The 20600-nt window shown below is 46.1% G+C and carries 16 protein-coding genes; 7 read left to right on the forward strand and 9 right to left on the reverse strand.

Annotated elements, in window-relative coordinates; genetic code table 11:
- Positions 1-38 precede the first annotated feature (38 nt).
- The 5 genes from HYN59_RS00880 to HYN59_RS00900 form a co-directional block, all read right to left on the reverse strand.
- Positions 39-1265 carry a glycoside hydrolase family 26 protein gene (locus tag HYN59_RS00880; protein WP_108776471.1) on the reverse strand — a complete coding sequence of 409 codons (1227 nt, stop codon included), beginning with the start codon at positions 1263-1265 and terminating at the stop codon, positions 39-41.
- 197 nt (positions 1266-1462) lie between these two features.
- Positions 1463-2635: an AGE family epimerase/isomerase gene (locus tag HYN59_RS00885; RefSeq protein ID WP_108776472.1), complete on the reverse strand. Its 1173-nt coding sequence runs from the start codon at positions 2633-2635 to the stop codon at positions 1463-1465.
- Positions 2635-3831 carry a glycoside hydrolase family 130 protein gene (locus tag HYN59_RS00890; protein WP_181369484.1) on the reverse strand — a complete coding sequence of 399 codons (1197 nt, stop codon included), beginning with the start codon at positions 3829-3831 and terminating at the stop codon, positions 2635-2637. The genes HYN59_RS00885 and HYN59_RS00890 overlap by 1 nt, the downstream gene beginning before the upstream one ends.
- A gap of 143 nt (positions 3832-3974) precedes the next feature.
- The gene (locus HYN59_RS00895) at positions 3975-5894 is read right to left on the reverse strand and encodes a sodium:solute symporter family protein (protein ID WP_108776473.1); all 1920 of its coding nucleotides are present in this window, start codon (positions 5892-5894) and stop codon (positions 3975-3977) included.
- Positions 5895-5914: 20 nt separating this feature from the next.
- Positions 5915-7066: a glycoside hydrolase family 26 protein gene (locus HYN59_RS00900; protein ID WP_108779603.1), complete on the reverse strand. Its 1152-nt coding sequence runs from the start codon at positions 7064-7066 to the stop codon at positions 5915-5917.
- A gap of 190 nt (positions 7067-7256) precedes the next feature.
- Here HYN59_RS00900 and HYN59_RS00905 point away from each other — a divergent pair, with 190 nt between their 5' ends.
- The 6 genes from HYN59_RS00905 to HYN59_RS00930 all read left to right on the forward strand — a co-directional run bounded on the left by HYN59_RS00905 (position 7257) and on the right by HYN59_RS00930 (position 16607).
- A complete protein-coding gene (locus HYN59_RS00905; RefSeq protein ID WP_108776474.1) occupies positions 7257-8132 on the forward strand; it encodes a helix-turn-helix domain-containing protein in 876 nt (291 codons plus the stop codon).
- A 297-nt stretch (positions 8133-8429) separates the two neighbouring features.
- A complete protein-coding gene (locus HYN59_RS00910; protein ID WP_108776475.1) occupies positions 8430-11627 on the forward strand; it encodes a SusC/RagA family TonB-linked outer membrane protein in 3198 nt (1065 codons plus the stop codon).
- Positions 11628-11643: 16 nt separating this feature from the next.
- A complete protein-coding gene (locus HYN59_RS00915) occupies positions 11644-13236 on the forward strand; it encodes a RagB/SusD family nutrient uptake outer membrane protein (RefSeq protein WP_108776476.1) in 1593 nt (530 codons plus the stop codon).
- An 11-nt stretch (positions 13237-13247) separates the two neighbouring features.
- Positions 13248-14264 (forward strand): IPT/TIG domain-containing protein, encoded by a 1017-nt coding sequence (locus HYN59_RS00920; protein ID WP_108776477.1) that lies wholly within the window; start codon positions 13248-13250, stop codon positions 14262-14264.
- Positions 14265-14383: 119 nt separating this feature from the next.
- Positions 14384-15625 (forward strand): glycoside hydrolase family 27 protein, encoded by a 1242-nt coding sequence (locus HYN59_RS00925; protein WP_108776478.1) that lies wholly within the window; start codon positions 14384-14386, stop codon positions 15623-15625.
- Between the two features lies 1 nt (position 15626).
- Positions 15627-16607, forward strand: coding sequence for a glycoside hydrolase family 5 protein (locus HYN59_RS00930; protein ID WP_108776479.1), 981 nt, complete (start codon positions 15627-15629; stop codon positions 16605-16607).
- Positions 16608-17018: 411 nt separating this feature from the next.
- On the opposite strand, the gene HYN59_RS00935 is transcribed toward HYN59_RS00930, so the two are convergent.
- The 4 genes from HYN59_RS00935 to HYN59_RS00950 form a co-directional block, all read right to left on the reverse strand.
- Positions 17019-17693: a response regulator transcription factor gene (locus tag HYN59_RS00935; protein ID WP_108776480.1), complete on the reverse strand. Its 675-nt coding sequence runs from the start codon at positions 17691-17693 to the stop codon at positions 17019-17021.
- 10 nt (positions 17694-17703) lie between these two features.
- Positions 17704-18456 carry a sensor histidine kinase gene (locus HYN59_RS00940; protein ID WP_108776481.1) on the reverse strand — a complete coding sequence of 251 codons (753 nt, stop codon included), beginning with the start codon at positions 18454-18456 and terminating at the stop codon, positions 17704-17706.
- A gap of 74 nt (positions 18457-18530) precedes the next feature.
- A complete protein-coding gene (locus HYN59_RS00945) occupies positions 18531-19214 on the reverse strand; it encodes a hypothetical protein (protein ID WP_245895626.1) in 684 nt (227 codons plus the stop codon).
- Positions 19215-19217: 3 nt separating this feature from the next.
- A complete protein-coding gene (locus HYN59_RS00950) occupies positions 19218-19823 on the reverse strand; it encodes a hypothetical protein (protein WP_108776482.1) in 606 nt (201 codons plus the stop codon).
- A gap of 234 nt (positions 19824-20057) precedes the next feature.
- Between HYN59_RS00950 and HYN59_RS00955 the strand changes: the two genes are divergently transcribed.
- Positions 20058-20522, forward strand: coding sequence for a hypothetical protein (locus tag HYN59_RS00955; RefSeq protein WP_108776483.1), 465 nt, complete (start codon positions 20058-20060; stop codon positions 20520-20522).
- Positions 20523-20600 lie beyond the last annotated feature (78 nt).

Raw genomic sequence — 20600 nt, forward strand, 5'->3', positions numbered from 1 at the left:
AATTTGCGCCGGTATGAGTGCAGTTCAATCCGAAATAATTAAGGGAGCGTATACATATCCGGCACCGTATTCTGCAGTACCGATTCCGCTTTGTTGGCAAATTGTACAAAGTCCTGCGTATTGCTTTGCCCAGCCGGGGGAACATAGTAGCCGGACTGGTCGTTGTTCCAGAACATCACGAAAGCCAACTCCACATTGTTGGAGGTCATAGCTGTATAAATATTATTTGTAAAGAACCCTGTGATCGGGCTCGTGCCCGATGTTACCCTGAAACCTGTTTCGGTCAGGGCAGCGATCTTTACCTTCTCTCTTGCAAGGTCGGATAACATTTTGAGCTTGTTGTTGGCAGTAGTTACGCCGGTGCTGCTTCCGTTAGCGAAGTCGCCATAATTGTCCATACCCAGTATATCAATATAATCATCGCCAGGGTAGCGGCTCAGGTAATTGTTAGATGTTGTGTAGCTGTTATCGGGTGCAAAGGCATAAAGCACATTATGCACGTTTTTTGTATCACGAAGGTATTCCACGGTGAACTGCCAGGCCTGTTGGTACTGTGCAGGCGTACAATAGGCCGTACCCCACCAGAACCAGTTGCCGTCAAATTCGTGGAACGGACGGAAGATCACCGGGATCAGTTTGTTGTTGTTATCCTTTAGGTTATTCAGCACACTGGCTACTTTATCGAGCTTTGCTTTGTAATAGTCATGGTTTACACCGCCGGGCAATATGCTTGCAAAAGCTTCCTGCTTCTGCTGGTCGGTCATATCGCTTGTATAAAAGGTTTCACCTTCAAAAGGTTCGCGAAGGTGCCAGCTAAAAATGTTAACCATACCTTTGTTATAGGCCTCTTTTACGTTGTTGATGATCATTTGCTCCTGCTGGTAAAACCAGTTGGCTGGTGTACCGTCATTCTGGTCATCGGTAATGAACATGAAGTCGGAGCCCAACAGTGCCGGATCGCTGCCGGTCGCCTTCTTTATATCTGAATCGCCGCCTGCATTGTTATAGAACGATGCAAAGGCATCCTGCTGCCCTATCAGGTATTTTGTTTTCGAAAGCTTCTTCAGGTTATAGAACAAAGCTACGGTCTCGGCGGTAGCACTGGCATCCACCATGTAAGAGCGGGCATTTTCAGGAGTAAGAACATCCGGTTGTTCGTTTATTGGGCCGTCATCGCTCATGCCTGAATAGCGGTCGTCTTTAGAGCAGGATGTGATGGCGAATACTATAAGTGCTAATGCTGCGGTGAGAATATTTTTTTTCATGATTCTATATATTTAATATGCCGCTCCTCCGGAGCTTATATGTGGGTAGGTAATGATTTGCTATAAATATGCCGTCCCTCCGGGACTCACACTCAAACCCCGGAGGGGTGATATGTTTATAGAAATTAATAACGAGAACAATAATGAGCTCCGGAGGAGCGGCATGTGAATTATCTTTAAACTTTACCGTAAGGTAATCACAACCTGCCTATCAACTCCATGCATGCCCTCGAGTTGTGGTACGGGCATTTCCAAAAACCGGCTTTATCCTTTTCAATTTTGGAATAATCGGCGTTGATGCCCCATATCCATTCGCCGTTCTTTTTATCTAAAATGTATTGCTGTACAAATTGCCAGTTCTTTTCAACAGCTTTCAGGTATTTCACATCACCGGTTATCTGCCATGCGTTTACCATGCCTATCCACAGTTCGCTTTGCGGCCACCAGTGCTTTTCAGCGATAAGCCTTTCTTCCTGCGGGTCGTATTCGTACCAAAGCCCGCCATCTTTATCCAGCCCTTCAAAGGTGGCATCAGCCATTTGCACCGCGTGTGTTTTATATGCATTGATAAGGCTTTCGTCCTGGATCACTTCGGCGCACCATTGCAGCAGCCAGGCCGCCTCAATATCGTGACCATAGGAAATGACATCCGGTTTCTCTATCCAGTCTTCACTGAAGAACAGGCGTAGATGCCCAGTTGTTTCATTGATGAAATGCTTATTGATGGTATGCAGTAATTCTGCGATCTTATTCTTTAATTCCTTATCGGGCCACACTTTGTAAAGATTTGCATATCCCTCTACAATGTGCAGATGAGTGTTCATGGTCTTCTTTTCATTGGCATCCTTATCGCTAAGTCGAAGGTCGTCAATGGGGTGCCAGTCGCGGGTAAAGGCTTCCAAATAGCCTTTGTAAACCGGGTCATAGCTATGTTTTTCTATTTGTTCGTAAAGTTTTTTGGCCAAGGCCAATGCTTCCTCATTTTGACTGACAGCATAATATTCCGATAGCCCGTAAACGGTAAATGCCAGTGCATAGATTTGGTTCTTCGTATCTTTATGGTTGCCCTGATGATCGACACTCCAAAAAATACCGCCGTGCTCCTTGTCATAAAAATGTCTGGCGATATAATCGTAGGCACGTTGGGCTAATTGCAGGTGCTTTTCATTTTTAGTTACTGGGTAGGCTGCCGAGAACGCCCACAATATCCGCGCGTTCAGTACGGAGCCTTTGTCGGCAGTGTAATCTTTATTTTCAGAAAAATCGATGGTGCCGATGAACCCGCCGTTGGTTTCGTCAACGGTGTTCTCTGTCCAGTAATTGAGTATGGACAGCAGCTCATCTTGCATTTCCTGCTTCAGTTTTTCCATTACAGGAATTTGCTATTGTTATCTACCATTTTGATGATGGTGGCTACCGAACCTGCCGAGGTAAAGGTATCTTCCGGGGTGTTCATCGCATAGTCCACCAGCTTATCGATGGTAGAAACCGCTACATGCATACGGGTATCTGACGATGCGTAGTAAATGTACACCGTACCATCTTCATCAGCGATCCAGCCATTGCAGAACAACACATTCGATACATCGCCTACCCTTTCCTCATTTTCAGGCGCCATGAAGTAGCCTGCCGGTACGTGGGTCACCTTTCCAATATCATTTAAGTCGGTCATGAAAACATAAGAGGTATAACGAAGCCCTGCCGCGGTATTGCGAACGCCATGCGCCATATGCAGCCAGCCTTTATCCGTTTTTATCGGCGCCGGGCCAAGGCCGTTCTTCAACTCATATATAGTATGGTACACTTTGCCAAAAATGATCTTCTCGTCCTGCACCACAGGGTTGGCCATATCGTCTATAAAGCCAAGGCCGATGCCGCCACCGCTTCCCACATCGATAAAACCATCCTGCGGACGGGTGTATAAAGCGTATTTTCCATCTACAAATTCAGGGTGCAGCACCACATTACGCTGCTGCCCGGTATTCGACACCAGGTCGGGAAGGCGCTCCCAGTTAATTAGGTCTTTGGTACGCACGATGCCCGCATTCGCAACCGCCGCACTGGTATCGCCTGCAGGGGCATTCGGGTCTTTTCTTTCGGTACAGAAGATGCCGTATATCCAGCCGTCCTCGTGGGCTATCAGGCGCATGTCATACACATTGGTATCCGCATCATCCAACTGCGGTATCACACATGGCTTATCCCAAAAACGGAAATTATCTATACCATTAGGGCTTTCGGCAATGGCAAAGAACGATTTCCTGTCCACGCCTTCTACCCTTACCGCCATCACATACTTATCGTCCCACTTCATTGCGCCCGCATTGAACGCCGCGTTGATGCCGATACGCTCCATACCGTGCGGGTTGGTTGCCGCATTCAGGTCATACCGCCATTCTATCGGGGTATGGGCAGCCGTTATCACGGGGTTTTTATAGCGTGTATAGATGCCGTTGGTTTCAGCCACCGGGGTGTTTTTTTGTTCAATAAGCTGTTGGTGGGCTTTTGCAAGCGCATCATAGTTAGGTATTTTTACCAGCCTGTCAGTAACCATGTCATTACCCATTTCAATATATTCTTTAATTTGTATTATATTTTTTTACCACAAGGGCACAAAGATTTTTCACAAAGGGCACTAATGCCTGGCTCATCTTTAAAGTACACAAGGCTTTGACCATATAGCTTGTATCCCTTCGTATAATTTCTTCATTAAAAATCTTTCAGCCTGTTCCACCACGTGCTCTTCATCGTTATGAATATCACTGCCAAAAGTGCCAGTACGATGCCAAAGCCTGTCCACTTCGACAGGATAAAGTACATTGGCAGCAGCGTGAGCAATATCTGGCCCGCGATGCCCATAGCGACATTAGCCATGTTGATGCCGAAATTCCTGTTCTTTTGTATGCCCGGGTCTTCCGATGCTTGTATCTTCATGCGTACCGGTTTCCAGAAGCCCCACGGCCTTACGGTCTTGTAGAATTCTTTAAGCGTTTCTTCGTTTGTTGGCGGCGCGGCATAGGAGCCGATGATGCAGGCAATGAGCTGTATTACGATGAAAACCGGGAAATAGTACAGCATGCGGGTGCCGTCAAAGTAGGTTGTAATGCCGCTTACCGATAGTGCCGGTGGAATAGCGCTGGCAATGATACCGGCAAACATCCCCCAGAAGTAGCCATTGGCATTGAAGCGCCACCAATACCATTTTAGTACATTGGCACAAACAAACCCGCCATACAACCCCGCTGTAATTATATTGAATATCATATTCACATCCCTGATGAGCAGCCCAAGGCCAACCCCCAGCACTACCATTACCGTTCCCGAAAGGTAACTCATGGTGATTACCTGCTTCCTTTCGGCTTCCGGCTTTATATATTTTAAGTAAATGTCGTTCACTATATAGGCCTGGCCTGCGTTGAGCGTACCCGAGAAGTTGCTCATAAAAGCACCTAGGAACCCGGCAAGCACCAGCCCTACCAACCCAACCGGGAGGTATTTGCTGATAACCGCGGGCATGATGCTTTCAAAATTTACTCCGTCTGCCGTCTGGCTAAGTGCAAGGTCTTTAAAGTACAGCACGCCTAGGATGCACAATCCCATGGTCATAAAGTAGCGTATCGGCAATAAAATGATGGAGATGAAACCGCTCATCTTGCTGGCTTCTTCCGGCGATTTAGTACTTAATATCTTCTGACAATCGTAATTAGGCGCAGGCCCGGCAAGGCTTTTCAACACGCCCGAAAAGAACATCATGCCTACCACAGCCGAGAATAGTTTATAACCGTCCTTTTCCAGCTTCACCTGGGCATCCGCCAAAATGTTTTGCCAGTCAAGGCCAAGCTCTGCCCCGAATAGCGGACTGTCCCAGCCTATCGGCATTTTGTCTGTAAATACGATTCCGGAGTCCGCAAGGTGGATCATAGCTATCGTTCCCACGAAAATGGAGCATACGATCATGATCATGTATTTAATAAAATCGGCCAGTACAATTCCGTGCATACCGCCCACGATACTGTAGAAAGTCGCCACAAGGCAAATGCTCACGCCATAAAACTGTGCGGTGATATTTTTGGCTTCGTATAATTCGGTGGCATAATCCGGTGCGCCTGCAATAAGGTGCTGGTCAAGGAATGGCACTACTTCCTTAATGGTTTCATACGGGATGAATATTTCAAGGAACTCTCCCACACCCACAAAGGCATAGGCCATATAGCCAATGCACAGCATGAGTGCGAAAACCACCACTATGGCATGGCTTTGCCGAACGCCTTTATCCGTAAGGCCAAAGCGTGTACCCAGCCACTCGGCCCCTGTTGTTGCGTTGCTGCGCCTGAGCCATTTACTCAGGAACACCATGAGGAATACCTGGTTGAAGACCGGCCACATCCAGGGGATCCATACGCTCTTGAAGCCATACAGGAAGGCCATGCTCACGAGCAGCATCGTACCGCTAATATCGAACATATCGCTGGCATCGCTTAGGCCCAGCATATACCAAGGGAGCTTTTTGCCTCCCATCAGGTAGCTGTCTTTGCTGCGCTTGGCGCGGTTTTTCATGACGATCCCTATAATGATCATCATTATAAAATACAGGGCGATTATTGTGAGGTCAATGGCTGTTAATGTCATCTGTTTATTGGCTTATACACCTATCGGTATAATTTTTCTTTAGTTACATCGCTTTGGAACAATGTATTATCTTTTTTATAAAAATCTGTAAAATCCTTTGCGGAAACCTGCCCTTTGTAAGGCGCATAGTAGTGCATGCGCGGTGGCTTCATCCACTCGTTCCAACCGTGGTTGCGCCACACCAGCACATAGGATATTTTGTAATCCCCTATAGCTTCTGCCAGTGTGCCTGTCCACCATTTGGCATCCGGTATGGCTTCGTAGCCTGTCTCGGCAATGGCACACAGCTTGTTGTGTTCGCGGGCTACTTTATCCATTATGCCCACAATATTTTTTGTCTCTTTCAGGAATTTTTCGCGCTTTTCGCCCTCACCGCCCTGGTATACATCGAAGCTCACCATATCAACCCACTCGTCACCTGGATAATATGCCATAAAGTCGGCTTCGGTAGCCACATTTTCATTCGAAGTATTGTACACATAAATGAGGTTGTGCACACCTTTGCTCTGGAAATACGTCACGGTAAATTTCCACAATTCCTTAAACTGCTCTGGTGTAGTCGTATTTTTGCACCACCAAAACCAGTCGCCCGTAAACTCGTGGTAGGGACGGTACAATATCGGGATCGCTTTGCCATCGCTGCCTTTTAAAGACAGCAGGAATTCGGCGGCGTTGTCCATCCAGCTTTTATATTTTTCGTGTTGGGAACCTCCGGGAAGTATCGAAGCCACGGTGCCGGGAGCATTGTCCCAGGCATCCTTGCCGCTCAACGGGTTGTTCACATGCCAGCTAACGGTATTCACGCCGCCCCGGTCGTACACCTGCTTCATGAATTCGCGCATCCTGTTAAAAGGGACACCATCGAGGTCTTTGTCTGACTTATCCTCAATGCGGCCTAAGTCCCAACCGTATACCGCAGGGTAGTCGCCCGTTACATCTTTGATATCACTCCTGCCTTCTTCGTATTTCCACTCCACACCATAAGCCAATGCATCCTGGTGGCCGAACATATACCCTTTTTCTTTCAGGCTGAAAAGGTTTTTGTATAATGCAATAGTTTCTTTTGTTGCCTTTTTATCGACAGGAACAGGGAGCAAAGCTGCCGTCTGGGAAACACTTTTGCAGGAAATTGCCAGTAAAAAGGTTGGTAAAAGGATAAATATGTTTCGCATCGGGTTTTGCATCTGCTTCAGGGTTAGCCGGATAGTATTATGAAATTCTCAAATAATTAATTCTATAATTCAGAACCGTGTAATTTTCAGGACAGTTTTTTGATAATGCCAAAGATAATTTGAGTCATAAATTTAAGTTAATATTATTTTATCAAATTTATATCATATAATTGCATCAAAATTTCCAAATATGGACAACCGCAAATTCCACCGCGAGATCCCGCCGCTGACCAAAGGCGACAGTTTCCTTGTTTTTGACCGCACTAAAGACACTTTCGACTTCCCTATCCATTACCATGAGGAGTTCGAGATCAACTTTATACTGAATGGCAAAGGGGTGAAACGCATTGTGGGCGACCATATCGAGGAAATCGACGATGTGGAATTAGTATTGGTAGGCCCCAACCTGTATCACGGTTGGGAACTGCACAAATGCAAAAACAAAAAAATACACGAGATCACCATACAATTCCACAACGACCTCTTTTCCGACTCGCTGCTGCAACGCAGGATCATGATGCCGATAAAGGATATGTTCAACCGCGCCAACCACGGCATCCTCTTTTCTAAAAAAACGGGGAAAGAGCTTGCCGACCGGCTGATACAGATATCGAAACTGGATGGCATGGATTATTTCCTGGAGATCATTTCGATACTGCACGACATGGCCAACTCCCGCAACCAGCGATTGCTTTCTACCTTCACTGTTGATTATGACACTTTTGAAGACGACGACAAGATGAAGCTGGTGTATGAATATGTTCAGAAAAACTTTTCGAACAAGATCACGCTCGATGATGTTTCCGATACGGCCAACATGAGCGCGGTATCGTTCAACCGCTTTATAAAGAAGCGCACAGGGAAAACTTTCGTTAACTACCTCAACGACATCCGTGTGGGTTATGCGGCACGCTGGCTGGTGGAAAAAGACCTGAGCATTTCGGAGATAGCATTCAAGTCGGGCTTTAATAACATTGCCAATTTCAACCGCATTTTCAAAAGCATAAAAAATACTACACCAAGCCAGTACCGCGAAGAATTCTACGGTATGAAACGCTTTTTATAGCCACCAACTGACTAAAAAATACAGGTGGCATTTCCCATATAAGTACAGAACACTAAAAACATTAATTATTGATTATCAATGTTTTAAATTAAATTCTGTTTTTAACTATACCTTATACTATTACATTTACGCAATCGTTAGAGAAAATATTATCATTAAATGATAAAATAATATTAACAAACGCTTAACAAGTCCCATAAATTTGTTTTTATCAATAATCCATCCTTAAAATTATTGATAGCAAAAAGAATTTGTTATTTATTTTAAGATTTAGTAACTAACCAAACACAAATTACTATGGGTAATACTCTACTACATGATCTTATTAAATGGTGCACCGGGGGCAGGAACCTGGCCTACCTCATCCTGTTATGCTGTGCGGGCACCCTCCAGGCCCAAAACACAGTAACAGGCGTGGTGTCAGACGGCAACGGCATGACCATACCGGGGGTAAATGTAACCGTTAAAGGCACCGGCGCCGGGGTGGCTACAAATGTTGACGGGCAATATTCTATCGATGTCCCTGCTGATGGTGTACTTGTGTATAGCTTTATAGGCTTTGCAACACAGGAAATCAAGGTGAACGGCAGGAAGGAAATCAACATTACCCTTGCTGAGAACACACAGCAACTGGACGAAGTAGTAGTAATAGGCTACGGTACGCAGAAAAAAGACGACGTAAACAGCGCTGTTTCGTCTATCCGCTCCAAGGACATCGAGAACCTGAAGCAAACCACTGTAGACCAGATGATACAGGGAAAAGCAGCGGGTGTATCGGTAACCAACAACTCAGGACAGCCGGGCAGCGCGGTATCCATCCGTGTGCGCGGTACCACTTCTATATCAGGAACTAACGAACCGCTTTATGTTATCGACGGTGTGCCTGTTTCGGGCGATGCTACAGGTAAGTCCATGAGCGGAAGGCCTATATCGGGCAACGATTTCTCATCGAGCGGCGGCTCAGGCAACAACGCCGTTAGCCCGCTATCAATGCTAAATCCTAACGACATCCAGTCGATAGACATCCTTAAGGATGCATCGGCAACAGCTATTTACGGGTCCAGGGGCGCCAATGGCGTTATCATCATCACGACCAAATCGGGAAGGAAAGGCACCGGAAAACTGACGTATGAAGGTTATACTTCCAGTGCAAGCATCTATAAAAAGCTTGATGTAATGAACCTGCGCCAGTATGCTACACACCAAAACGCTCTGTCGCTGCTTTTCGGCACTGCACCGGACCAGCTTCGCCCGGAATTTGCACACCCTGAGCTATTGGGCAGCGGTACCGACTGGCAGGATGCCGTGTACCAGACAGCTGTTTCTCAAAGCCACCAGCTCGCCTTCTCGGGCGGAAGTGAATCTACCTCCTACTATCTTTCCGGCGGTTTCCTTGACCAGCAGGGAACACTTTTGGGCTCCGGCTACAAAAGGTACACCATGAGGCTGAACATTGACTCTAAAGTAAAGGACTGGCTACGGGTTGGCGCTAATATGAATACAGGTATTACCAACGAGATACTTACAATTAACCAGAGTTACGGCGGTATCATCAGCAACACCTTATTACAGGCACCGGACATACCGGTACGCAATCCGGACGGGTCGTTCGCCGGGCCTTTGGACAACGCACTGAACTCAACCTACTTTAACCCTGTAGCTGAGGCGCTTTCTAAAGACAACAAGCTCATCAGGAAAAACTTTTTAGGCAACTTTTATGCCGAAGCTGAAATTATCAAAGGGCTTAAGTACAGGGTAGAACTGGGCGCGAACACCGAGTTCTCCGAAAATACTGAGTTCACTCCCTCTTACAACTGGGGCGTACAGGTGAACCAAAGCGCCGACCTTTTTGACAGGAGGCAAAACTGGTACTCTGTCAACCTTAAGAACTTGCTTACGTATGATAAAGCCATCGGAAAACATAAGTTTACCGTACTGGCAGGACAGGAAGCGAATGACAGCCACTGGTCGGGCATTTCAGCTTATGGAACAGGTTTCCAGAGCAACTCGCCTTACGGGCTAAACCTTGCCGACCCGGCACAAAACACAGTAACGAGCTATAAAGGCAGTGCGGCGCTTTATTCGTTCTTTGGCCGTGTTATCTATGATTTCGACAATAAATACGGCATTTCTGCTTCCTACAGGGCTGATAAATCGTCTAAATTCGACCCTACTACCAACAACCAGTGGGGATATTTCCCAGCGGTATCGGGTTCATGGAAATTGTCGAATGAAAGCTTTATGGAAAGCACCCGCAAGTATATTGACAATATCAAATTCAGGCTGGGCTATGGCGAGACCGGTAACCAACAGATAGCCAACAACCGCTATACCGCTTTGCTTAACCAGCAAAACTCAGGGCTTGGCTCAGGGTTCCTTGTGGCCAACATACCCAACCCGAACCTTACCTGGGAATCGATGCAGCAGACCAACTTTGGTATCGACTTTACCCTGCTTGATTCGAGGATAGGCGCAAGCGTTGACTTTTACAAAAAGACCTCGGACGGGTTCCTGTTCCAGGTTCCGCTGCCGGACTACCTGACAGGTGGCGGTGCGCAGTATGGCGGTATCGACTCTCCAATATCCAACCTTGGCGAGATGCAGAACAAAGGTATCGACATAACGCTTACCTATACTACTAAGGGCAATACCGACTTCGGCTGGAACTCTACCTTAGTGTTTTCCCGCTACAGGAACAAGCTTACTTCTATACAGGACGGGCTTCCGCTTACGCAGGAAGTAAACACAAACGGGTATATCCCTGTGGTGGCGACCAATACAGAAGTGAATCATCCAATAGGAATGTTCTACGGCTATGTGGCAGAAGGACTTTTCACTACACAGGAACAACTTGACAACGCTCCCCTGCAATTTGGGCAAAGCGTTGGTACGGGGGCCGGGCAAACTTCGCTGGGAGACGTGAAATATAAGGACGTTGACGGCAACGGTGTAATCGATGCTAATGACAAAACCTTCATTGGTAACCCACACCCAGATTTCACCTTTGGTTTTACCAATAACTTTACTTACAAGAATTTCGACCTTTCGGTATTCGTGCAGGGGTCTGTGGGCAATGATATCATGAACCTTACGTACAGGAACGGCACATCGAACGCGCAGCTTTACCAGAATGCGCTTGTGGATGCCGCCAACTACTGGACACCGACCAACACTAACACCAGTATCCCGAGGCCTATTGGCTCTACGAGCAACCCTAACAACCAGATATCCAGCCGCTATATAGAGGACGGGTCGTATGCAAGGATACAGAACGTAACTCTGGGCTACAACCTGCCAAGCGACCTCATCGGCAAAATAAAGCTGACAAGGCTGAGGATATACGGCACGGTACAAAACCTTCACACCTTTACGAAATACAGTGGCTATGACCCTGAGATAGGTTCCTTTAACCAAAACCAGCTCCTTACCGGAATTGACAATGGAAGGTACCCGACACCGAGAACGTGGTCTTTGGGAGTAAATGTAGAATTTTAAAAAACAGAAAAAGAAAATGAATAGATTCCGCAACACATACAAATTGTTCCGTTTAGCAATTGTATTTACACTATTGTCTTCCTGTGCCGAGGATTTTACCAACAGGCCGCCGGAAGATGCCATAAGCCTCGACACTTATTACAGCACCAATGCACAGGTTGAGTCAGCCACCAACGGTATGTACTCCAGGACCTGGTTCCAGTTCCATAACAAATTCTTCTTTGCTGTGGCCGAAGTAGGATCGGGCAATATGTACTCGGGTTCAAGCGACGTAAGCGCAATGCGCAACTTCTCGCTTAACGGAAGCGACCCTGAGCTTAACCAGGGCTGGAGGTCGCTTTGGGCCAATATCGCACAGGCCAACGCCATCATTAATTTTCTTGCCGACCGTGTGGGCCCGGGGGTAGATGATGCAGTGCTTCAAAACACTATCGGCGAGGCCTATTTTATGAGGGCTACCGCTTACTTTTATTTAGTAAGGCTTTGGGGTCCGGTGCCTATTATCGAGAACAACCTTGACTATGTTAGCAGGCCGGCTATAAATACCAACAGGATCGAGGATGTATATACCCTTATTGAAAGTGATTACAACACAGCTATAGAAAAACTGTATGAAAAAGTGAGGACCTCGAACTATGCCAACAACGGCCACGTATCGAAAGGTTCTGCGAAAGCGATGCTTGCAAAAGTGCACCTCTACCAGGGCGAATATGCCGAAGCAAGGCAGCTTGCCGAAGAGGTGATCAACAGCAATGAGTTCAAGCTCCTTGGCGGGCCGCAGGTTCCGAACAAATCTTTTGGCGACCTGTTCACCTACCCGAACAACAATAATGAAGAGTCGATATTTGCATTGCAGTGGGTAACTGACGGTAACTACGGTTCTGCAAGCAACTGCAACACGCAGTTCGGCATCAGCACCGCTGCGCTTACCACTTCAAACGCTTCGTATGGCGGTGTATTCGCACCTTCGCAGGATGTGCTTGACCTGTATGAGGACGGTGACATCAGGAAACATGAAACGATAATGTTCCCCGGCGACAGCTACCCTAATATGAAAGTTATTGTGAACGGTACCACGGAACAGGTAGGCTTTACCGTACCAGCTGCCGACCAAATAGGCGGACAGGGCGCGGGCGCTGCCATCAAAAAATACTGCCAGGGTATTGTGAACGGCAATGCCACAGGGCCAGTAGACAACTGGGCAATGATGGAGAACAACACCTACATCATGCGCTATGCCGAACTGTTGCTGATACATGCCGAGGCAGTGCTTGCCGGTGGCAGCAGCACATCGGATGCCGGGGCGCTTGCTTCGTTCAATGCTGTTAGGGTAAGATCCAACCAGCCTGCGCTTGCCAGCATTACCTTTAATGATATCTTCCTGGAAAGAAGGCGCGAGCTTTGCTTTGAAGGCGATTTCTGGTTTGACCTGGGCAGGATACCAAGGGCACAGGCGACCGCTATTATAGCCGCACAAAACAGGGGCAATATGTTCCTGGAAGAGCACTTTACACCAGACGAGTCTGACTTTTACCTGGACTACCCGGATAATGATGTGGCCAAGAACCCATTATTGCTGGCCGACCCGGTACCTTATGAATTCAATTAAAAAAATACGATATGAAAAATTTAAATTTTAAACATCTGTTGGGTTTGCTTGCCGTATTTACGATCGCTTTATTTTCGGCATGCAGCAATGATGACAGCGCAGGAGGCGGACAGCCGGTGATCGAGAGCGTTAGCCTTGCCAAAAACGATTCGCTGGTAGACAAAGGCTATGCCGATAATATGTACATCATCAGGGGTAAAGGGTTTACCGGCACACAGAAGATCTATTTCAATGAAACGGATACCTATTTCAACTCCACTTTCGTGACGGATGATGTGATACTCGTGACCATTGACAGGAACACGCCGTATGAGAATGCTCCGGACGAGCTGAAAGTAGTTACCCGTGACGGCACCGCTGTTTACCATTTTGTGGTAGCGCCGCCTGCACCTAACGTAAGGAGTTTCCAGCCGGTAAATGCTGCCGATGGCGAGCAGATCACGATCTACGGTTCGTTCTTCCTTAATCCTGTAGTAACCGTTGGCGGTGTGCAGGCAGAGGTGGTTTCTAATACACTGACCGAAATCGTGGCAATACTGCCTCCCGGTTCGCAGCTTAAAAAAGTGATGGTAACTACCATTTCGGGTGAGTCGGAATGGGGAACTGCCGTGGGCACTGCGATCTACGATGATGCATTTTATGCTCCGTGGGATATCGAGCCATGGAACAACCACACCTATGTAACTGATGCGGCAAAGGCATACCAAGGGGTAAAATTCATCAAGAAAACCATTGCCGGCTGGGACAACATCCAAGGCAACTGGGCATGGAACGACCAGCTTTCGCAATATACCGGCATCCATTTCTGGGTACGTTCTGATGATGCTGGCAAGCTTGTACCGATTATCAACGGCAACGGCTGGGGCGATGCGTCCAAAGCAGTGAATACAGGTACCGAATGGAAAGAATACCGCTATACATGGGAACAGCTTGGCAATCCTGCTGCACTACAGAACATAACATTCCAGGAATTTACCGGTGCATCGCATAACTATTACTTTGATAATTTCGGGTTTACTGTTGATTAACATCATATATAAGTTGTTTTTGTGTACATTCCCTGATTGAAAAGTCGGGGAATGTTTTTAAGCACAAAATCCAGACATTGTAAGACGTTGCAGTAAACCCTGTCCAAGATCATTAAACAATGAAAAAAATACTCTGTTCAATTTTTACACTGGCAAGCCTTTACGCAACAGCGCAGGGCAATAATTATGTGCAGGACTACACCAAGTACCAAGACCTTGCCATGACACCGCCGATGGGCTGGAACAGCTGGAACAAATTTGCCTGCAATGTAGATGAGGACATGATAAAGCAAATGGCCGATGCCATGGTGAGCAGCGGCATGAAGGATGCGGGGTATACCTACATCAATATTGATGACTGCTGGCATGGCGACCGGGATGCGCAGGGATTCATCCATCCCGACCCAAAACGTTTTCCGAACGGGATGAAAGCCCTTGCCGACTATGTGCACAGTAAAGGACTGAAGCTGGGTATTTACAGCGATGCCGGAAGCCAGACCTGTGGCGGAAGGCCGGGCAGCCGCGGGTATGAATTTCAGGATGCGATGACCTATGCTTCGTGGGGTATTGACTACCTGAAATACGACTGGTGCAACTCTGAAGGGCTGAAAGCAGAAGGCGCTTATAAAACCATTACCGCTGCGCTGAAGCATGCCGGCCGGCCAATAGTATTGAGCATTTGCGAATGGGGCACCGATGAGCCCTGGATCTGGGGCCAGAATGTAGGGCACCTGTGGAGGACTACAGGCGACATCTATAATTGCTTCGACTGTATTAAAGACCACGGCTCCTGGAAGGCATTCGGCGTAATGCAGATATTAGATAAGCAGGATGGCCTTCGCCGTTTCGCAGGGCCCGGCCACTGGAACGACCCGGACATGCTGGAGATTGGCAACGGGGCGCTTACTGCAGGCGAAGACAGGGCACATTTTACCATGTGGGCTATGCTTGCAGCTCCGCTTATTGCCGGCAACGACCTGAGAACAATGAATAAGGAAACTGCAGAAGTGTTGACTAACAAAGAAGTCATCGCAGTCAACCAGGACAAGCTGGGCATACAGGGATTTAAGGCGATTGCGGAGGACGGGCTGGAGATATGGGCAAAACCATTGCAGGGCGGCGACTGGGCTATTGTGTTCCTGAACCGTACGACTTCTGCAAAAAAGATTGACTACGACTGGTCTATACAAAGTATTTATGACGATATCAACAAGCTGGCTGCTTCGTTTAAAGCTACTACCTATAAAATTAAAAACCTTTGGGATAAAAAAGACAAGGGAACGGCAACAACCAAAAAGGCTTTTAAAGCCGACCTGCCTGCCCACGATGTTATCGCCTTAAGGCTGACTAAAACAAAATAGTATGAGGAATATAATAAAAGCCATGCCTGTAGTATTGTTTACGGCATTGTCTTTCGGGCAGGGCGTGAAAGAATATGGACAGCTTAGCGTGAAAGGCACACAGCTTACAGATAAGGACGGAAAGCACGTGATGCTGCGCGGTATGAGCTTTGGGTGGCACAGCTTTTGGCCAAGATTTTATAATGCCGGCGCCGTAAAGTGGCTGAAAGACGACTGGCATGCGAATGTAGTACGTGCCGCCATGGGTATCGAGATTGGCAGCAAGGGACTGACCTATAAAGAAAACCCAGCTGACAGCAAGGCAAAGATAAAAGCCGTGGTTGATGCCGCCATTCAGGAGGATATCTATGTGATCATCGACTGGCACAGCCACAACATCAACCTGAAGGAGGCAAAGGCTTTTTTTGATGAAATGTCTAAAACTTACGGGAAGCACCCGAACGTTATTTATGAGATATTTAATGAGCCGGACGAGGAAAGCTGGGCCGATGTGAAAGCCTACAGTGAAGCGGTGATAAAAGTGATCCGGAAAAACGATCCGGACAATATTATCCTCGTTGGATGCCCGCATTGGGACCAGGACATTAACCTGCCTGCCGCCGACCCCATTAAAGGCTATGGTAACCTGATGTACACCGTACATTTTTATGCCGCGACGCACAAACAGGAATTGCGCGACCGCACCGATGAAGCAATTAATAAAGGCTTACCGGTATTCATATCCGAATGTGCCGGGATGGAAGCCACCGGCGACGGGCCGTTGAATGTGGAAGAATGGGAGCGCTGGATCCAGTGGATGGAAGCGCGCGGCCTGAGCTGGATTACGTGGTCGGTGTCGGATAAGGATGAGACCTGCAGTGTACTTAAAACATCAGCGGCATCTGACGGGAACTGGGCAGCATCCGACCTGAAGGAGAGCGGGGTTAAAACAAGGGAATACCTGAGGAAATTAAATCCTGCTCCCATTAGCATTAAAAAATAATCTGTAAAAATAAGTTGGGTTAGTTTAAATTTGGGTTAAGAGCCTCTGCGAAAGCGGGGGCTTTTTGTTTAAGGGCAAAAAAAAAGGCAGTGGGCTACCACCCCCACTGCCGACATCTATAAAAATCAAAACTTTTCAACACTTTGAAAATTACTTTCATAAAAACTTAAAAAGCAGGCAGGATTATGTAAGACATAATTCAGTTAGGGAGGGGCGGTATTTAAGAGGGGCTTTAATACCCGAATCATTAACCCCGCCATGCTTTTCTTTCAGGATGTGTATCTAATTTGTCCTTGCAACTACAAACATTATGATGTTTTATCCTGAGTCAAAATTCAGCAAAAAGAATGATCCGGCATAGGTAGGAATTACCTGTTTTTGTAAAACAGGTAATTCCCGCAAAAAACGAAACTACATTACAGGAAGCTCATCAACCCGTATAAAGCCATGCTGTATGGCATAGATTACAAGGCCGGCAATGTTCTTTGCTCCGGTCTTGGCAAACAGCGTAGTTTTATGCCCCTCTACGGTGCGTGGTGTTAAGAACAGCACCTCCCCTATTTCTTTGGCGGTCATCTGCTGGCAAATAAGGCGCAGCACCTCTATTTCCCTTTCGGATAACGAGTCATCCTCATCAAGGGCCGGCTTTGGTGTTTTAGAAGATATCTGACCCCTTACGGCTGCAAGCTGGTCTTCCTTAAAATAATAACCCTGCCTGTCTACAATGCGAATGACATCAACCAGCTCTATTGGCGAGATGCCCTTTGGTAAAAATGCCGAAACACCTGTTTTGAGCATAAAGCCCATGAAGCTGAGCTGGTAATGGGAGGAAACCACGATTACTTTAATATCCGGGTAATCGGCCTTAAGGTGATTCGTTACCTCTATACCGTCCATACCCTGCATTTTAAGGTCCAGCAATAATATATCCGGCAATACCGCATCCGACGCCAGCCGCGAAAGCAGGTCGGTACCGTTATTGGTGGTAAAAAGAACTTCCATACCATCGCAGCTGTGCAGGTAGCCCTGCAGCAGGCTTACAATAAGGGAATCATCATCGGTGATTGCTATCCTGATATTTTTCATAGTTGTTTGTTTATATCGTTGCCGCTATAATGGTGGTCGTGCCCTTCCCGATTACGGACTTCACCCTGTATTTTGCGTTAAGGTACTGCATCCTTAGTTCGAGGCTGTTGAGCCCGAGCCCTTTTTTAAGCTGGCCTGTATCGAATCCGCGCCCGTTATCAGTAACCGACAGGGCTATGCATCTTTCCGTATGGCGAAAGGTTACCTTCACCTCTGTGGCGCCTGCATGTTTTATGATGTTGGTAAGCAGTTCCTGCACCACACGCAGCAACTGTATCTTAATATCCGGCGAAAGGTCGGCTGTAACCCGTATATCGCTATAAAAATCAAGCGTGAATTTTTCCTTCCAGGGATGGAGCACCTGCCCTATAAGCTCCTCGGCCCTTGAGAATTCAAGCAGTGGCGGCGTAAGGTCGTGCGATATCCTCCTGGCCTCGGTAATGCTCTCGCCTAACAGGCTTTCGATCTCTGGCAGCGCTGCGCCTATCTGGCTTTTCATCCTGATGAGTGTAAGCTTGCCAATAAGGCTGTCGTGAAGGTCGGCCGCAATGCGCCCGCGCTCTTTTTCCTGCACCTGAAGGCTGGTTTCCATCAGCATTTTCTGGTGTTCCAGCTGCGTTTGGGCTTCACGGAGGTTGGCCTCAGTCATGCGTTTATAACCTGCATGCATGATCTTCACCACAAAAAGTATAATGGTAAATATCAGCACAACAATAATTGTGATCCATATAGCAATTACCTTGGGGTCCTGCCACTTTTCCATAGAGAATACTCAAGCGTTGTTAGTGATTCAAAAATAGGAACTTTATTGTAGTAATTATGGAATAAAATATTTAATTAAATCGTGGTTTTCCTTTGCAGAGTCGGCTTCTTTAACCTGCCGTTTTTCCATACAGAATAAGTCAGATACATATAAAGCGCTATTATCATCACAATATTGATATGGAAAAAATAGAATTTGAGCCCTGTTTTTTCATTAACAAGAAAATTGAACGGTAAAAATACTATAAGTGTAATAGTAAAAAAGACAAGCAAAACGGTATTCAATACGAAATTATTCCAGTGTGACTCTTTGAAACTACTAATCCGTTCCAGATAAAATGCCAAAGCCATTAAAACAACTATAAAGTTATCTACAACTTTTGAATAAGGCTGAAATTGCTTTGCATCGAGTTTATTCAATATGAAAAAATAAAATATTTCTCCAATTATATAAGCCATGCCAATGATGCCTATTATCAAAAATATCCTATTGTATTTTTTCAGTAAAAGTTTATTGTATAAATATAAAAAAAAGCCCAGATCAATAAGACTGTATATAAGAAGTATTATAAAATTATTGCCCAGTTTTCCCAAAATCCTTGCGGAAAGGTCAAGACAGAGCATCAATAAAAGGTAAACCGTAAGGCTTTTGTGGATTTTATCCAAAGATTTATTATATACCAATCCTATAATAACCCCCGTGGTAAGTACCACGGGGGATAAAAAACTAAAGAAGGTGCTAAAGTCTGAAAACTTCATTAATTAAACTAATTTGCTTGCCTCTAATAAGTAAAAGCTTTCTTCGGTTGCAATAGAAGTATATGGTGGTACCGGTGTTGCATAATCATCAAATTGAATTAATGTCTTGTCGTTTTGGTTGGCAATGATCATATCCGCGGTCATAATTCCTTCGTCTCCACCAACCTGCAATCCCAGTGTTCCCATGCACTCACTGGACTCAAAGTCATCTGCATGGATATTAAATGCCTTGAACATACCTACGGGATCGGAAGCCTGTTTTGGTGTCCAGGTCTTATAATTATCAACCCATCGGTCCATACGCGCCTTAGCTTCCAAATCGGGAATGGTATGCGAGCCGGAAAGGGTCCAGTACACTTTGCACGGCTGTGTGTAAGCCGAGATTTGCGACTTGAATTCCTTTTTATCATATGCCTGCGGAATCAGGAAAAAAAAGAGGTCGTTTTTATAAATGCCCGGATAAGCGTGAATGTATTCTGAGGTTACGGGATACGAGGTGTTCGTATAGGAAAAGCGGTTTCCACACCCGAGGGCTGTAACTAAGGCCGGGCCATCTTTAATGATAGCATTCCAGTTGGCAATACTCTGTAAGATATTACGGTTGGTCATAGGGTATATATTTAATTGGTTACTATTGGGGTTTGTTAAATTCCGTGAGTCAATTTTAACAAATTTAGCTTTTCCGATCTTATGATAAAAGAATAAAGCGATTATTTTATTGCTATATTATTGTATTTGCTTATCCTCATATCTCTCAATATCTTATATCCTTGTTAAAAATAATCCGTAATATACAACCCAACGTTAATTTTAATACTTTAGCAGGCATATAATACTAAAACAATGAAAAAACTAATGTATCTGTTCGTAGCACTCTGCCTTACGACAGTAGCTTCGGCACAAAAATTAACTGAAAAAGACATTCAGGGCACATGGAAGCTTGCCTCCCTTGAAGCAGGCGGAATGAAAATTGATGTTGTAGCGGAAAAGATCAACCTTTCTCCGGAACAGGAAGCAAAAATGACTCCGGAGATGAAACAGCAGATGGAAGCCGGTATGGCACAGGCTATGGAAATGTTCAAAGAGTCGTATGCCTATATAGATGGTAAAAACCTTAGGCAGACTATGGGGCCTGAAGAGCAAAAAGGAACATTTGTACTTGCTAACAAAGATGGCAAAAACATAATAACGCTGACTAAAGATGATGGAACTACCGAAGAAATTACGGTTTCTATAGTAGACAAAAAGCTTCACCTGGTGCAATCCGGCGAAGGTGCGAGCGCTGATTTTACCTACACCAAGCAGTAAAATTTCAAATGCCATATATAAAAAATCCCACGCAGTGCGTGGGATTTTTTTTGTAAACCCTATACCATAAGCGGAATA

Origin of the sequence: Flavobacterium album (assembly GCF_003096035.1) — a bacterium.
Classification (GTDB): Bacteria; Bacteroidota; Bacteroidia; order Flavobacteriales; family Flavobacteriaceae; genus Flavobacterium; species Flavobacterium album.

Bases quoted from the DNA above. Each gene is read 5' to 3' on its own strand.
- HYN59_RS00915 (WP_108776476.1), top strand. From the start codon at position 11,644: ATGAATAGATTCCGCAACACATACAAATTGTTCCGTTTAGCAATTGTA.
- HYN59_RS00940 (WP_108776481.1), bottom strand. From the start codon at position 18,456: ATGGAAAAGTGGCAGGACCCCAAGGTAATTGCTATATGGATCACAATT.
- HYN59_RS00905 (WP_108776474.1), top strand. From the start codon at position 7,257: ATGGACAACCGCAAATTCCACCGCGAGATCCCGCCGCTGACCAAAGGC.
- HYN59_RS00945 (WP_245895626.1), bottom strand. From the start codon at position 19,214: ATGAAGTTTTCAGACTTTAGCACCTTCTTTAGTTTTTTATCCCCCGTG.
- HYN59_RS00900 (WP_108779603.1), bottom strand. From the start codon at position 7,066: ATGCGAAACATATTTATCCTTTTACCAACCTTTTTACTGGCAATTTCC.
- HYN59_RS00935 (WP_108776480.1), bottom strand. From the start codon at position 17,693: ATGAAAAATATCAGGATAGCAATCACCGATGATGATTCCCTTATTGTA.
- HYN59_RS00880 (WP_108776471.1), bottom strand. From the start codon at position 1,265: ATGAAAAAAAATATTCTCACCGCAGCATTAGCACTTATAGTATTCGCC.
- HYN59_RS00920 (WP_108776477.1), top strand. From the start codon at position 13,248: ATGAAAAATTTAAATTTTAAACATCTGTTGGGTTTGCTTGCCGTATTT.
- HYN59_RS00895 (WP_108776473.1), bottom strand. From the start codon at position 5,894: ATGACATTAACAGCCATTGACCTCACAATAATCGCCCTGTATTTTATA.
- HYN59_RS00890 (WP_181369484.1), bottom strand. From the start codon at position 3,831: ATGGGTAATGACATGGTTACTGACAGGCTGGTAAAAATACCTAACTAT.
- HYN59_RS00930 (WP_108776479.1), top strand. From the start codon at position 15,627: ATGAGGAATATAATAAAAGCCATGCCTGTAGTATTGTTTACGGCATTG.
- HYN59_RS00925 (WP_108776478.1), top strand. From the start codon at position 14,384: ATGAAAAAAATACTCTGTTCAATTTTTACACTGGCAAGCCTTTACGCA.
- HYN59_RS00955 (WP_108776483.1), top strand. From the start codon at position 20,058: ATGAAAAAACTAATGTATCTGTTCGTAGCACTCTGCCTTACGACAGTA.
- HYN59_RS00910 (WP_108776475.1), top strand. From the start codon at position 8,430: ATGGGTAATACTCTACTACATGATCTTATTAAATGGTGCACCGGGGGC.
- HYN59_RS00950 (WP_108776482.1), bottom strand. From the start codon at position 19,823: ATGACCAACCGTAATATCTTACAGAGTATTGCCAACTGGAATGCTATC.
- HYN59_RS00885 (WP_108776472.1), bottom strand. From the start codon at position 2,635: ATGGAAAAACTGAAGCAGGAAATGCAAGATGAGCTGCTGTCCATACTC.